General features: G+C 61.4%; 10 protein-coding genes. All 10 read right to left on the reverse strand.

From position 1 onward, the window contains the following. Window positions 1-11 precede the first annotated feature (11 nt). The 10 genes from L6R21_03600 to L6R21_03645 all read right to left on the reverse strand — a co-directional run bounded on the left by L6R21_03600 (window position 12) and on the right by L6R21_03645 (window position 15,708). Window positions 12-1,754 carry an aminoglycoside phosphotransferase family protein gene (locus tag L6R21_03600; protein MCK6558260.1) on the reverse strand — a complete coding sequence of 581 codons (1,743 nt, stop codon included), beginning with the start codon at window positions 1,752-1,754 and terminating at the stop codon, window positions 12-14. A 17-nt stretch (window positions 1,755-1,771) separates the two neighbouring features. After that, window positions 1,772-2,770 (reverse strand): glycosyltransferase, encoded by a 999-nt coding sequence (locus L6R21_03605; GenBank protein MCK6558261.1) that lies wholly within the window; start codon window positions 2,768-2,770, stop codon window positions 1,772-1,774. Further along, window positions 2,754-5,609: a tetratricopeptide repeat protein gene (locus L6R21_03610; protein ID MCK6558262.1), complete on the reverse strand. Its 2,856-nt coding sequence runs from the start codon at window positions 5,607-5,609 to the stop codon at window positions 2,754-2,756. Before L6R21_03610 ends, L6R21_03605 begins: the two co-directional genes overlap by 17 nt. Before the next feature lie 347 nt (window positions 5,610-5,956). Further along, the gene (locus L6R21_03615; GenBank protein ID MCK6558263.1) at window positions 5,957-6,823 is read right to left on the reverse strand and encodes a sulfotransferase; all 867 of its coding nucleotides are present in this window, start codon (window positions 6,821-6,823) and stop codon (window positions 5,957-5,959) included. A gap of 104 nt (window positions 6,824-6,927) precedes the next feature. After that, a complete protein-coding gene (locus tag L6R21_03620; GenBank protein MCK6558264.1) occupies window positions 6,928-8,022 on the reverse strand; it encodes a glycosyltransferase family 4 protein in 1,095 nt (364 codons plus the stop codon). A gap of 8 nt (window positions 8,023-8,030) precedes the next feature. Next, complete coding sequence (locus L6R21_03625) at window positions 8,031-10,559, reverse strand: heparinase II/III family protein (GenBank protein MCK6558265.1); 2,529 nt, start codon at window positions 10,557-10,559, stop codon at window positions 8,031-8,033. A 19-nt stretch (window positions 10,560-10,578) separates the two neighbouring features. Beyond that, the gene (locus tag L6R21_03630; protein ID MCK6558266.1) at window positions 10,579-11,646 is read right to left on the reverse strand and encodes an aminoglycoside phosphotransferase family protein; all 1,068 of its coding nucleotides are present in this window, start codon (window positions 11,644-11,646) and stop codon (window positions 10,579-10,581) included. Further along, window positions 11,639-13,054, reverse strand: coding sequence for a glycosyltransferase family 4 protein (locus L6R21_03635; protein ID MCK6558267.1), 1,416 nt, complete (start codon window positions 13,052-13,054; stop codon window positions 11,639-11,641). Before L6R21_03635 ends, L6R21_03630 begins: the two co-directional genes overlap by 8 nt. An 82-nt stretch (window positions 13,055-13,136) precedes the next feature. Beyond that, entirely contained in the window at window positions 13,137-14,453 is a 1,317-nt protein-coding gene (locus L6R21_03640) for a UDP-glucose/GDP-mannose dehydrogenase family protein (protein MCK6558268.1), read from the reverse strand. Window positions 14,454-14,658: 205 nt separating this feature from the next. Then, entirely contained in the window at window positions 14,659-15,708 is a 1,050-nt protein-coding gene (locus L6R21_03645) for a polysaccharide deacetylase family protein (protein MCK6558269.1), read from the reverse strand. Window positions 15,709-15,712 lie beyond the last annotated feature (4 nt).

Genomic DNA, 15,712 nt, shown 5'->3' on the forward strand with positions numbered 1-15,712 from the left:
CAACCGCGGCCTCATGGCAGAATCTCGCGTTCAAACAGCTCCAACACTTGGTGGAATTGGCGGCGGACGAAGCGGGCATTGAGGTTCTTCGGCGAGCCGAGATAGCCGCGCTGCCGGTGCAGCCAGTAGAGCATCACCACGCCGGGCCAGTCCGCCGGCTGGTAGCCGTAGCGTTCCGCCACTTCGTTGAAATGGCGCGGCGGCAAACCGGCGCTGCTCTTGATCAAGCGCAGGGCAATCACCGGCGGCACCTCGCGAAAGGAACGGCTGTCCAGGCGGATGAAAAAATGCAGCACGTCCATCGTGGGCAGCGAGAAAAAATCGGCCAGATCCCAATCGATCAAACCGGTGATTTCCCTGCTCTCCGGCGCGATCATGACATTCTTGATCGAAAAATCGCCGTGCACCAGCCCGCAAGCGAGGGTGCGGCCGCCGAATTGCCGGCGCCAATAGTCAGCCAGGCGCTGCAGGCGCCGGCGCACCTCCGGTGCCAGTGCGAGCCACTCCTGCACGGCTTCCAGCACTTCCAGGAAAAGACGGCGGAAGATCTCGTCATCCACACGCACCGGCCGGAGAAACTTTTCCTGAATGCCGAGCCAGCATTGCAGGATCTGGTGAATTAACTCCGGATCCTGCACCACGGCGGCGGGCAGGCGATCGAGTGACCGGCCGGGCAGAAAGCTCTCGAGCTGAAACCTCTGCTGTTCGAATTTGCCCGCAGCCAGCGTCACTGGAAAAAGCCGGCGTTGTTCCGGCGCCAGCCCTTCCGCCTGATGCAGCCGCGCGAGCGTGGTCGCGTTTTCCTGCAAGCGTTTTTCCGCCGAAGCAATGAGCGGGAGTTTCAGCAAAGCCTGCTGCGGCGCAGCCTGCGCCTGCCGCCACAATTCCACCTGCACCTTGCCGCCGCTGAGCACCCGGCCGGGCCCGCGCGCTTGCCAGCCGCTTTCTTCCGCCGGCGAGAGGTGCTGCAACAAGCGGCTGAGAAATGACGAAGCCGCAGCCGCGGATTTGCCTGCAATCAACAACCGTCCAGCGCCAGACTCGGCGGCGGCTCGCGCCGGGCGCACCGCCCTGCCGCCAGTATCACAGGAGATCCATTTCGGCCGCATGAAATCCGGCGACACGCGCAGCTCGGCGCGTACGAGCTGCAGCAGTGCGGGAAATATCGCAACCACTTGCTCGCGCGAAAGCGCCGGCGAATTCCGCAAACACAGCCGCACGGCGCCGGCCGGCAGGGCCGGAGCCCCGCGACCGAGCAGGCGGCGCAGCATGCGCTTGCTCCAATCTGCCAGCGCGGGCGCACCCGCCCCGCGCACGAACAGCAACCATTCTTCCTCGCCGGTGGCAGCGGTTTGAACGCGCTCCGCAAAGGCGGCGAGTTGGCCGCTGAAAAATTCCCGGGCGCCGGCCAGGACGATGATTTGATCATAGGGCCCGGTGATGGCCGCCAGCGCCGGCAGAACCTCGAGATTATCGAGCTGCTTGAGGCGGGCCAGTTCGGAGAGAATTTCCGCCTCCTCGGTATTCAATCCGGCAATTTCCACGCGGCGTAAATGGCGCGCGAAAGCCAGCGGCACCGCGGTCAATCCGGAGCAATAAACCAGCGCGGATTTGCCGGCCGGCAGGCGCGTGAAAAATTTCCAAGCCCCGGGCAATTCATAGATGCCGTCGTTGATAAAATCAGCGCCCAGATTGTCCGGCAAGGTCAAGTAGAATTGCGTGAAACGGGGCAGGATCGGAGTGCGGTGGCCCATGGAAGAGAGGCGAGGGTTTACGTTGCCAGCTTGGAGTTGATCGCGGTCCGCAGCCGGGCTTCGCGCGCGCGCCAAATCTGCAGGCGCTCCTCCCGCTGTTGTTGCACCGCCGCCTGATATTCCGGCCAGTCCGCCTGCAGGCTTCTAACGCTCGCAACGATGCCGGCCGGAGAATTGTCAACGAACAGCGCCGCCTTGCCGAACGTCTGCCGCAGCAGTGGCCAATCGGACGTGATGATGGGTGTGCCGAGCGCGAGCGCCTCGTAGGCGCCGCGCTGCATGGTGTGATCGCGCGTGGTCAAGACCATCACGGCGTGGCACCCTTTGATCAAGCCGGCATATTGGTCGAGCGGCAGAAAGTCGGTGAAACGCATGTTGTCCGGCTTGCCGTTGAGCAAACGCGCGGGCGCGTCTTTGAGCTTGCCGGTCACGTAGAAATCCACCTCGGGCAACTGCCGCGCCGCCTCCCAGATGTTGTCCAGCGGCTCGTCGGGATTGTAGCTGCACACCACCGTCACCGTGAAACGGCCGTTGAACGGAAACTCGCCGACGCGCTTGAATTGCACCGGCAAATCGCCGATCACCACGAACGGCGCGCGCCATTTTTCCACCCGGCCGGCGAGATGCTCGTTGGTCACGATATTGGTCAAGGCGCGGCGGTAAAACCAGGCATTCAGAAACAGCAGCGGTCGCCAGCGTGCCATGGTGAATGCGGCGGTGTGCGTGTCGGTGAGATAGCCCGCGCCCGACAGCCGGCAATAAAGATAGGCTGGCACGCAAATGAAAATCGGCGGTACCATCACCAGCACCACCCGCGGCCGCTCGCGCCAGAGCAGCTTCCAGGTCATCCACATCTGCACCAGATATTTCAGCGCCACGGTGAAGTAGTTGCTGCCCAAGCTTCCGGCATAGACCATCCTGGAGCTGCCGCCCAGCAGCCGCGCAAGGTTGTCGCTGCGGCTGCAATTCTCCGCCCAGGAGATGAAAAGAATTTTGTGACTATTCGTCGTGGCCATTGGTCGCACTCGCCGCGCTGCTGTTCCAAAACTTGAATTCCGCCGACCGATGCTCGTGGTAAGCCTGCGGCTCGGCCTCCAGCCAGGATGCGGTGAGGCGCGCCGCCTGCTGGAGTTGCTCCATGCTTTCGTCTTTGCGGAAGCGCAGATAGAGCCGGTTCATCTGCTCTGCCTCCTCCGGCTCACCCTGGGCGGTGTAACACTCTTTGAGATAGAAATAGGCGGTGGCATTTTCCGGGTCGATGCGCAGGGCACGTCGCAAGGAACGGATCGCGCGCGAGTAATCCTGGCGGAGATAGTGCAGCCGCCCCATCTCCAGGTGCATGCCCCGGTCGTCGTCGTGATTGTCGATCGCTTCTTTGAGCTCATCGAGCGCCGCCTCGTAGTCGCCCTCCGCCTTGTAGGCAAGACTGAGAAAATAGCGGCCGCGCGAGGAACTGGGCGCAATCGACAAGGCGTGCCGCAGCGCGGTCTTGGCTTGTGCCACCTTGCCGCTTTTCATCCAAACGATGCCGAGATTGATCCAGGGATTGTGTTCCAGCGGCGCGCGCACGCTGCCGCTCAGAAACGCCCGCTCGGCGCCGGCCAGATCATTCTGGCGCAAGAGGCCAATGCCGTAGTCATTCCAGCGCTCCTTGTCCGCCGGCACGTAGCTTTCCATGTAGCTCTGATGCCGCATGAGATTGTAATCGACACGCAGTGTGGCTTCGGCGCGTGCCATTTGAATCACAGGCAGTGGCCGGCCGGTCGGGAGTGAAGTGGGCGGATCATTCTCCGTACCCGCCAACGGCAGGCTGGCGGTTTGAATCTTGCGATAATTGACTTTGGCAATCAGGCGAATCTGCTCGCCGCTGCTCGGTGGAATGGTGAAACGGTAGCGGATCACCTCGGCGCTGTTGGGCGGCAGCAGGTTGACAAAGGAGGCGCCTGCCGCCTTCCAGCTCTCAAAATGATAAATGCGGCGGCCGAGACTGTCCACCATGGCGGCGCCGAATAGATGTGCCGTGGGATCGATACGGCCATTGACATGCCCGTCCGTGCCGCCGCTCCAACAAATCACCTGGCCGTGGTTGTCGACGGCGAGAAACTCCACCCAGGCTTCGGCCATGTCCGAGGCGCCGGCGGGAAAATTGTGGCCGAGGTTACGCGAGCGCACCACGACGTCAATGCGCACCGACTCGCCGGGATGCACCGCAACGTCCTGCCGGTTGATCGGCGCGATGACAGCAGATTGCGGGGCCGGCGATTGCATGCCGGGTGCCATGTGCCAAAAAGCCTCTTGATCGCTGCACAGTGTGGCGGGCGCTATCCGCGTTTCGATAGGCGCGGGCGGAGCGGCGCTGCTGGAATCCGGCTCTGGTCGCTTGGCAGCGGGCGTGGGCGTCAGGCTGGCCGCGAAGATGTCCACCGTGATCTTGTTGTCTTGCAGAAAGGCCTCGGTGGCGGCGAGCTGTGCGGCGTCGCCGCGCCAAACCGGCAGGGCGGTATTGGCGCCGAGAAAACGATGATCAGGAGCTTTTCCGTCGGTCGCGCCGGCATCCTGCGAGGGCACACGCGCCATGTGGCAATCGGTGCAGGTTTGTTTCACTGCCGGCCGGTAAAAATCGCGCACCGCCTGCCGCGAATAGCCGCTGTTCTGCCAACTGTCATAGTCGTTCATGACCTGCAACCAGCGGCCCTGATTGAGGGGATAATCAACGGCCGATTTGTGGCAGGTCGAGCAGAATTCGCTGGCGCCGTTGGTGAGCACCGGCTTCATATAGGTTTCGCGATGCGGCGCAGGATCAAGATGAACAAACCAGGCATAGATACGGCGCAGCAGCGCGTTCTCACTGCTCGCCAGAGAAAACAAGCCGGGCAAGCCCATGACGTAGTTGCCCTGGCCGAGCGTGGAATTCACCTGCCTCACGCCGTGACAGGCGGTGCATCCGATGGCCGCGTGTGCCTGGGCGTGTTGCTCCTGCTGCTCCGGCGGTTTGCCGGCGGCGCCGGCCAGCAAGAGAGCCGGCGTGTGGCAGCCGGCACACCACTGCGCCGCGGCTTTGCCGGCCTGCTGCTGCACGGCCGCATAAGCGGGTTTGTACCACAGGCTTTGAAAAGCGGAGAAACTGTGGGCTGAGCTGCGCCATTGCTCATAGATCTCCGTGTGACAGCCGGACTCGCCGCACGTTTTGGAGTCATTCAGGAAGTCGGTGATCATGGTGTCCTTGGCGGCGGTTGCGGCGGCCGAGGCGAAAAAGGGGCCGGACTCGCCGTCCATCGCCAGATCGGCGAGCGTGAACGGCGCGATTTCCGGGTTTTCCGGAATGCCGTCATCATCAGGGAACACAAAATCGGCAACCTGCGCCAGCATGGGCAGGCAAAGGGAAATCACCGCGAACACCATCAACAGACGGCCGGCGGTGTTGATGGGGTTGGAGATGCTGATTTGATGGCCGATGTTGCGAATTGCTTTGATCAGCAACACGATCGCCAGCAAACAACCGATGACGTGCACCGCGAGCAGCCATTCGTTCCAACTGTGCACGCCCGCCACCGTCAGATAAACGCCGATGCCCATGCCGGCAAGCAGCAGCCAGTAGCCGAGGTAGCCGAAATAGCGGGCGATGTCGTTGCCCTTGGGCGTCTCTTCCCGCAAGAAGGTGAGGCCATGCCACAGCACCAGCACCAATACGAATATCCCCAGCCCGACATGCAGAAAGACGTTGAGCAAGTAGAAAAGCGAAGCATGGGCAAAAGCAGCGAGGTAGCCACTGTTCATGAAGAGAAGAATGAGACTGCCAAAGAGCAATTTTTCGAGCAGAGGGCGCTGCGAAGCTTTGGTGTCCGTGCTGTTCATGCGCGCTGAAAACTCATGAGAAGCCCGGGCGCGGTCGCGGGAACGAGCATTCCCGCTGCGAGATCAGGCTTGGGTGACGTGCTATTAAGAATTGGTAATGCAGTTTTAATCTTGAGTTTACCGCAATCGAAGTCAAAGCCATAAGTACCGGCCTTCCAGGCCTGTGCGGAAGACCCCGGCGCGATTTCAAAAACGCAACCGGGCCGCGGTCGAGCCGGCAAAAGCCGTCCTGCCAGGCGCGCCCTGCGTTGGCCGCCTGCGTCGAGTCACAGCCGCGCGCAACGGTGCGGCTGCCGGCCGCCTTATCTACCACAGCCGCAGAATCAAATCGGAATGCCGGCTGGTGCTCAGAGCGCCACCGCACGCGGCCGCGGCGGCGTGGTGGTTGCCGTGCGATTGTAATGCGCCACCAGCCGCTGGTAGAGATCCTCACAAAGCGCTTCAATCTCAGGTGGGATCGGCGGGAATGATTCCTTGCGGATGGAAGAATCATAGACTTCATCGACATACTTGTCTTGGAAGGGAATGCCGATGAAATCAAAGACGCGGCGGAATTGCTCCTGCGGGCGGCTGACCAAGTCTTCGTATTTGACCTGCAACACCGCGCTGCGCTGGAAAAGTTTCTGATCCAAAAACAAATGATTCTGCAAATACCACATCAAAGCGTGCGCGGCGTGAGAAGACATTTCTTCATCATAAAGCCGCTGCACCAGCGCGATCTTGTCTGGGGTCAAGCCGCCGGCGCGCCAGCCCGCAGCCGCCAGGTTGCCGGCGGCAATCTGACGCAAATTCTTGCGGCCGTGGCCCCATTTGCGCGCCGCCGAGTTGACCGCATCCTTGAAATAGCGGAAAATCCACACCGCCTTGCCGTCGGGGAAATAGTCGAGCAGCTCGGCGGCGCGGTAGGATTCACAACTCGGCTTGAAGGCCACCACCGGAAAGGAGCTGCGGCGAAGCAACTCGGCAATATCCGCCTTGTCCTTGAGCAGGTTGCGGTTGAAGGCGCGCGAATTGCCTTCCTTGTAGGTCATCACGTCCAGCGAGCGGCTGAACACATCCATCGGCAGGCGGGTGCCGGAGCGGTGTGAGCCGAAAACAAAAACTGCTCGCGTGGGAGCTGCGGGCCGGTGGCCAAGATTGTAGAACGCGCGGCAAGTGATCTTGTAAATGCGCTGACTCTTTTGCTTGATCCGGACGCTGAGGGGTTTGGGCATCGTTCGACCTTTTCATATGAATCTGTGCAAATGTCTTGGCTTCATCCGGGCAGGCGTTTTCCCGGAAGGCCGCGCGGTTCACTTCGCCATCACCGGCGTGGTCATTACGCGGCTGCCTCAAACAGGAGAGAGAGTTCTTCGCCCAGCGTGTCCCGCACGCCGAGCTGCTGCGCCCGCTGTCGCCACGATTTGGCGTCACCGGCGCAGTGGGCTGCGGCTGCCGGCTGCGCCAGGGCCGCAAGCACGGCTTGCACAAACGACTCGACTTCGCCGTCGTGATACGTCAACACGCCCGGCGGCCGCGCGCCATTCTCACTGGCCACGACGCGAGTGCCCAGCATCAACGCCTCCAGCACGCTCGAGGACACACCATCGCCCACGGGCGTGCGGATGTAGACCCGGCACGCTTCCAACACCGCCAGAAAGTCACCGTGATCGAGATCGCCGGCGCTGCAGGTATTTGCGCTGAGTTGGTACCGGCGCAGCTTTTCCTGCAGTGCCTCCTGCTCGCGATCGGCGCCCATCAGAATGAGGCCCAAACGCGGCACCGCCGCCACGACTTGCGCCATGGCCTGCAGGAAGAAATCGATGTTGAAATCCGACCGCAGATAGATGTAACTGCACACGAGGGGATCATGCCTCTGCACGAACGCGGCCAGACTTGCCGGCAAAGCGGTCTTGTCTTCGATATACTCCAGGCAAAACGCCGGAATCGGAATGATCTTCTCCGGCCGGATGCCATACTCGACGATGCGCGCCTTGACCTCGTCATTGTTGCAGATGATCCGGCCGGCCAGCAGGAAGATCAGGCGAAAGACGTTGTCGAGCCAAAACTTGTTTTGCCGGGGGAAATAATCCTGCGCCACGCCGGCATGAAACGTGAGCACCGCCCGCCGGCCGCAGAGCAGGCTGAGGCATTCCGCCACCAGCGCCAGCAGCGGGCTTTTGGTGGATTTGCCGTTGAGGTGCATGTGCACGAGATAGCCGCGTGCACAGAAGCGCAAAACCTTGACGGCATAGTCCCAGCCGCTGAGCACGGGGACGAATTCGCCGTTTGCCACCTTGCGATTCTTGTTGGTGTTCATCACCACGCAGGTGTGGCCGGCGGCCTCGATGTACCGTTTCAGCATTTTGATGCGGACAGACCATCCCGTGCCGGGCGGCGGATACGGCCCGATTTGCAGAATCCGATACGGCATCGCTCCCCTCAACTCCCCGCATCCGCGCCGGCAGTCTGCCGCAGCGCCAGCCGTGCGGCGGCTGCCCCCGTCAATTCCTCCGGATCGACCGCCGCGCTGCGATCGGCCGGCACCGTCAAGGCACATTTCATATCAGCGGCTTTTTCCAATGCAAAAATCTCGTTGCTGGCGATTTTCAAGTTTCGTCCGCGCACCATGGTCACCTCATGCCGGGCCGGCATTCGCAGGCGGTGCTCGAAAATGATTTCCGCGTCAGTGCTCACCTCTGCCACACGCTGCCTGCTGCCGGTGAAGTTGAAGATGATGCGATCCTCCCAGTCGGCCGTGCTCAATTCCAGCACGAACGGTTCTGAACTCGCAGTGCCGTGCCGGCCTGCCGCGGCAACCCGCAGACGCGGCAGCTCCGCGGCCACCGGCATCAGCAAAGTGGCGAATTGTACCGGCATGGCAGCGGAGGAGCGGAAACGCAACACCGGCGCTGCCTGTTGACGGCCATAGCCGGGCGCCAGCCATCCCGCCTCGGGATTTTCTCCGCCGCAGAAGAAGTCCGCTGTCTGAGCCGGCGCGCTGATTTCAGCGAGCAGCAGGTTTTTGTGATCCGGCCGGCGCGCCACGAGCCACTCGCCGGCCGGCTCGAGTTGGCTGTGCGGATCAAAGTGAAACCACCGGTCGACGACGTGTTCCCCTTCACCTTCGAGACTGTCAAGAATGAGCCAATATGCCTGCGGCCGGTAGAAAATGCCGCGGCGGTGGCGCAGATTGAAACCGAAACCCACGTAGGCGGCTTCCACAAAAGTGAAATCTTCCCGGCTGGTGAAATAGGTTTGCGTAACCGGCGGCACGTGGGAATATCCCAGCCGGCCCACGATTTTGCAGGCGCTGCGGCCGTCGATGGTAATGGTATTGTGCGCGCAGCCGCTACGAAAGTGATTCTGCCGGCTCAACTCGCCGTTGTAGCACCACATGCCCGAATCGCGCAGTATCGCCTCGCCGTGCGCGCACAGGGTGAATGCCAAAGCATCGGCGTGGCCGTGCGCGGTGGAGACGGTTTCATCGGCATGCAGGCCGTGGCTTTGCGGTCCGCAATCAAAAATCATGTGCTGATCATCGGGTTCCCAGCCGCTGCGCAGAATCGCATAGCCGCTCTCGGCAAACAGGCGCGTGGTTGCGGCCGGCGTAAAGCTTGCGAGACTCGCGAAGCGGGCCGGGCTTTCCGGGCCGAGCAGCCACAAGCAGCATTCATCGCAAGCGCCTGCCTGCTGCTTGAAATCGCCGCGCTGAAACACCAGCGCGCCAAGCGCCAGCACGTGACGAAAATCCCATGCCGGCCGCTCGGCAAACAGAAACGCGGTGGCATCATCATTGTCACCGAGCATGGGATGACGGCCGTCGGGCTGCTGGCTCCACATGCCAAACTCGAGCGCCCTCTCCAAACGCGTGCGCATTTCCGGCGGCACACTCACGCCGTTGCGCTCCGCCAGCAGCAGGGCGAGCAGATACAAGCTCAGCGTGAAATGATGGTAGGAAATGGCCTGCTCCACACACATGCCGTCCGCGTGAAATTGTTTGGTTACTTCCTCGCAGAGAATTCTCCAGCCCGTGGCGCGCCACTGCCGGCTCTGCGGAAATTCCGGGAACAGCATTCCCAGATGGAACAGCGCCGTGGCTTCGCCAATGAGGTGATTGTAGGGACTGGTAAAAAAGGAAAGATGCCGGTGCAGGTAATGTCCGTGCAGTTGCAGCGTGCGCAACAGGAGGGCATGCGTGCGCGTCTCCAGCACCTCCGCTTCCAGGCAGAAGAAGTACCCGCTGATCCATGCCAGGGCGCGCAGCCCCACTTCCAGCGCGCTGGTCCAATTCACGCCGTGCAAATAGGGATTCTGGCGCATCCAGCTCACCGCCTGGGTGAAGAATTCCAGGGCGTATTTCGTTTCGCCGGTAAGCCAAAAAGCCTTGCCCAGAATGGTGAAATGTTGATGGCGATTCAACTCCCACACGTGTTTCACATCCCCCGGCAGCCGCCGGCCGCCATCCGTTTGGCCGTAGTAGCGCAACTCGGTGTAGAAATCGCGGGGCCAGGACTGCAGCGAGAGCGGGTCGCGATGCCAGTCGATTTCGTCGGCGCAGGTGTGGTGGACGCCAAAGAAGGAAAACTCGTGTGCGAGGTATTTGCCGGCTGCGGCCAGCGTTTCGGCAGGCACATGCGGCAGGTGTTGCTGAAGGGCAGCGAGAACCTGCGGGCGATCCTGCGGCGCCAGAAAGTATTTCGGCTGCAGGCCGTGATAGCCCTCCCCGCGCGCGCGGGTGCGCATATGCTCGAGCAAATAGTCTTCGGCTGCGCGCCAGCGCCGGTTGGCAACCGCTTCCGCGTACGGCCCGCGATAGTCGGAGGGCAGCTCAAAAGCGGTGAGGAAACGCTCGGGGGCGAGAAAGTCGCGGCGGCGATGTGACAGCTTGCTGAGCTTCTTCGTGCCCGCTATTTTCAGACGATAGCCGACCTCGTCCAACGACATGCTTTTGATTCTTTTCAGATTCATCACGAATACTCGCAGCCCATCATTGCTGGCACATTTGCATCAACCATTGATTATAGCACCGAAAGACATGCCGGTTGAAAAGGTAGACAGCCGGAGAAAGGCGATCCCGCAGGGTCATCACTTTCTTGCGCATGATCGCGCTGTAGTTGTTGATGACGTGTTTGATCCAGAAGAGGCGGAACAGCACGTCCTGTTCGATCGGCTGCTGTTCGCGGCCGGCGCCGAGGTTGTAGCCCGCCAGAAAAGCCTGTTGCGCGGCTTGAATGGCCGGCGCGGCAAAAACGGGCTTGTGCAAATAGCCCTGCAGGCGGTGATGAAAGTAGGTGACGTCGTTGTAGAGCGAGCCGGGTTTGAACATGGCGAAATCCATCACCGTCACGCCGGCGGGGCCGGCGAGCACGTTGAAGGGCGCATAGTCACCGTGGCAGCCGCACTGGCCGAGTTGCGCCGCCGGCACCCTGGCGATCATTGTTTCCAGACAGCGGCGCACCAGTTGGCGGTGCGTTTCGTTGAAAGGCGCCTCGCCTGCCACCAATCGCTGCAACCGGATATCGACGTACTCCAACAGTTCCTCCGGTTGATAGGGTTGCGCCTCGCCCGTGGCGCGCTGAATGGCGGCGAGCGCTGCGCCGGCAAGGCGACAAGCCGTAAGCACGGCCGTGCGTTTGTCGCGCTTGTGCCAGCGCTTGCAGGCGGTTTCGATCAGATTGGCAATCGGCTCGCCTTGCGCCTCTTCCGTGACGATGGCGAGCAGATCGGGATAATAGGCCAACGGCCGCACGACGCTATAGCGGTGGCTGCCATTCAAGCTGGCATGCAACCTCTGCGCGGCTTCGAATTCGGTGCGCAGCTTGGCCTGAGGTTTGGCGGGATTGTCGCGGTGCTTGGGCGCGAGCTTGTAGACTTTGGCGTAGATGAAGCGGGTGGCCCGGCCGCCGGCCTCTTCAATGCGCAGGCGATAGACGGTGGAATACGCGCGCTTGATTTCACCGGCGCGTGCAATCCGGCCGGCTGGCGCCTCCTGCCACAACGCCGGGGAGGCCGTGGCCGTCAATCGCCGCACCACTTCCGCGATTGCTTCAGCCATTGGGCATACACTGGAGGAATTCTTGATGCAATTGCTTGGTCAGCTCGACGCCGTTGTAGGCCGTGAAGGCGCCGTTGACCGAGGGCGGCTGCAGCGCGCCGCTGCGGAAATCATGCACCAGGCGCAGCAGGCAATTCTCGATTTCGGCGAGATTGTCGGGATCGGCGATCAGGCCCAGGTTGTTGTTGCGCACCACGTCGGCGGTCGCGCCCTGCGGCGTAATCGCCAAGATCGTCTTGCGCATGCCGATGTATTCGTAAATCTTGCCGGGCACCGACATGCTGGTGCCGGGCTGCAGAATCAAAAGCACGTCGCTTTCGAGCTGATAGTGCAGCGCCTCCTGGTGCGACACCGGCGGCAGCACTTGAATCACCTGCCGCAACGCCTCGCCGCATTCGAAACTGCTGTACAGCTCGGGCGCCACCGTGCCGATGAAGCGTAGCTCCAGCTCCGCCGGGCTGACCCCGTGCCTGGAAATGAGATGCTCGCAGGCGGTGAAAAAATTCTGCGGATTGCGCTTGCGGTAGAGCGCACCGGTGTGCGTGATCACGAGTTTCCTGCTCGTGCGCGGCGCAGCAACGGCACCGAGTTGGACGAAATCCTGGGGATCGAAGCCGTTGGTGATGACGCTGAACTTGCGGCTGAGCTGCGCGCCATAGTATTCGGCAAAATCCTTGCGGATCCATTCGGTGTTCAGAATGACGCGATCAGCCGCGGTCACGAACCGGCGCTCCAAATAGGTTGCCGCCTTGCCGCGCACCGAGTCGCCGAGAATTTCAGCTTTCCAGGGCGCGCGCGCCCAGGGATCGCGAAAGTCCGCCACCCAGGGCAGGCCGGTCAACTTCTTCAGCCAGTGCGCAATGAGATGATCGGTAAATGGCGGCGCGGTGGAATAGATCAGGTCGAACTTCTCGCGGCGGTGCAGTCGCAAACCCTCCGCAACCGCATGGGGCAACCAGTTCACGTCCTTGTCGGGAATGGTGAGCAGGTCGTAGACCAGGTCCTTGCCTTTTTGCACCAAGCCCCGGCGTTTCTTGCCGGCGGCAGCCGTGGGATTCGCCGGCACAGCAGCGGGCCGGGCGGGAATCGGTTCCGTCTGCCCGCCCAACACGGCCGGCCGTGCCTGCCGCCGGCTGTCGCGCAAGAGGTTCTTCAAGCGAAAGACGCTGGTCGTGCCGTGGAAGACCGGCGTGGTGACGATCTTGATCGTCGCCGGAATTTTTTTGACGAGATCGCGATCAATGGGCGATTGCGCCGGATAATGGCGTTCCGCCGGCGTCAGGACGGTGAGGTCCCAGCCCAACTCGGGCAAGTAACGCGCAAACCGCACGCTGCGATGCACGCCCGCGCGCGCCAACGGAGGAAAGATGTAAGCGATGAAGAGAACTTTTTTTCGTGGTCGTGACAAGAGTCACCCCTCTGCTGTAAGTGCCGTGCGTCAAGATCGGGAGGTGAATCAAGTGTCGGCCGGGCCGCGGCGCCGGCGCGCGCTACCAGCAAACGCCGTGATAGTTCGGCTGCGAGCCGCCATTGTCCGGCAACAGGCGGACGAGATCGATGATGATCTGCTCCGGTTTGCGCTTCTCGAAAACCGCCGCATATTCGCGGTTGCCGTTGCCGATGATGATGACTTCCGCGAACTCGATGATTTCATCCAGCGAGCGGCAGAGCAGGGAAGATAGATGCGGAATCTCTTTCTCGATGTATTCCTTGTTGCCGCCCATCAGGCGCGCCATCGCCACGTCGCCGTCGAGGATGCGCAATTCATGGCCCTTACCCAGCAGCGTTTCCGTGAGCAGCACCAGCGGGCTTTCGCGCAAGTCATCGGTGCCGGCTTTGAAACTCAGACCGAGGATGCCGATTTTGCGCTTGCCCTGCGCCAGCACCATCTCGACCACGCGATGCAAATGGCGCTCATTGCTCGGCAGCACCGCTTCCAGCAGCGGCAGGCTGAGATCCTGCGATTTGGCATGATACAACAAGGCGCGCAGATCCTTGGGCAGGCAGGAACCGCCAAAGGCAAAACCCGGTCGCAAATAGGCTTTGGAGATGTTGAGCTTGGTGTCGAGGGTGAACAAGTCCATCACTTCGTGGCTGTCGATGCCCAGGCTTTTGCAGTATGCCCCCAGCTCGTTGGCAAAGGTGATCTTCAAGGCATGATAAATGTTGCTGGCATATTTGACCGTTTCCGCGACTTCCAGATTGGTGACGTAAAACGGCGCGGCCACGCCCGCATAGAGCTGGCGCACGTGTTCGGCGCTGGCCTGGTCGCGCGCGCCCACGATGGTGAAGGGCGGTGAGTCAAAATCCTTCACCGAGCTGCCTTCGCGCAGAAACTCGGGATTGAAGCACACGCTGAAGCCGCGGCCGTGGGCCTTGCCGGATTCGCGCTCCATCAACGGGATAATCTGGCGATTGACCGTGCCGGGCACGACCGTGCTGCGCACCACTACCAGGTGATCTTCCTTCTTCGCGCGCAGGGCCTGCGCAATGCTCTTGCACACACTGAATACGCTGCTGAGGCTGAGCGAGCCGTTGCCATTGCTGGGCGTGCCCACGCAAATCAAGCTCAACTCGGAGTTGGCGATCGCCGTGTCGATGTCGGTCGTCGCCCGCAGCCGGCCGGCCTGCACCTGCTCCATCACCAGGTCACCAATCTCCTCCTCGACAATCGGGCTTTTGCCGTCGTTGAGCAATCCCACTTTTTGCAGATTGACATCCACGCCCGTCACCTGATGGCCCAAGCGTGCAAAACAAGCGCTGGTCACCGTGCCGACGTAACCCAGTCCAAATATGCTGATTCTCATGACATCCTCTCAGACTTGACAGGCATCCTTACCTCGAACTTCCCGCGGCCACGCGCAGAAATGCTGGCAACCTGCGCTGGCGCCACGTGTGCCCGCGGAAGAATTTGGTTCAGTTAAACAAACATAGCTACTTGCAAAAACGTGATTTGCGGAAGAAATGCTGTCGCGCGCACGCACTTCCGGCGGTTTGACTCGCCGCAGCCGTCTACTCAGCGATCGGGCTTTTCCCGCCGTTCGCCGAAAACTTGCCCAGCTCGATCGTCGCCACGACTTCATGCAATGCCGGAATCGTGCGAATGCGCCGCAATTCGAGCAAATCGCTGTTGCCGTCCACGAAACCGTGCGCGGAAGTGACGGAAGAAACGAACCCGGATTCGCCCACCATGCGCTTGACGTTGTCGTTGTAGTAGCGATAGGGGCCGCTGTTGGGCACGGAAAAATGGCGAATCGGCAGGCCGAGCACGGATTCGAGCTTGTGCTTGCAGCCGGCAATCTCGCGGCGGGCATCTTCTGGTGCGGCATTGGGCAAATTGAGATGGGACACCGTGTGGCCGCCGACGCTCATGCCCTGGGCGAGCATTTCGCGCACTTGCTCCCAAGTCAACATGAGGCGCGCGGCCGTGGCTTGCCATTCGGCGGTGGCAAGCTGGGCACGAAGCTGCTGGCGCACGGTTTCGCGCACGCGGCGGTCGTTGCTCTTGATGATCTTGATCACCGTGCGCTTGGCCTGCTCGCGCTCCTGCGGCGTGCGCAAGTTCAAATCATGCGTGGTGCCGTTGAACTCCAACCGCAAGGCCGGCTGCGGGCTGCGTTCCAAAAGATAATTCACCTCCGCCAGCCAAAGCGTCTCTTTGCGATCGATGCAGTCCGTGGTCAAATAGAAAATGCCGGTGGCGCCATATTGCTTGAGAATGCGGGCCGCGATGAGATTGTCGGCATAACCGTCGTCAAAAGTGAACACCACCGCGTTCCTGGGCAGCGGCCGGCCGGCGAGCAGCGCATCGACGACTTGATCGAGCGAAACCACGCGGTATTTGCGGGCAAAGTAGCGCACATGGCGCTCGAACTCGCGGACGGAGACACTGATGCTGGGGCTGGTGTAGAGGTTGTCCGCGGGATCGGCCACGGCATGATAGCGCAGCAGCGCAGCCCGGCGATTGGGAAAAAACAGCCGCAGCAGCGCGAAGAAACCGCCATGGAACAGCATCGCCTTGATCAGGCCGGTCAACCGCATTTTAAGATGGCGTACTGGCATAAAC

The sequence above is a fragment of the bacterium genome (assembly GCA_023150945.1).
In the GTDB taxonomy this organism is placed as follows: Bacteria; Zhuqueibacterota; Zhuqueibacteria; order Zhuqueibacterales; family Zhuqueibacteraceae; genus Coneutiohabitans.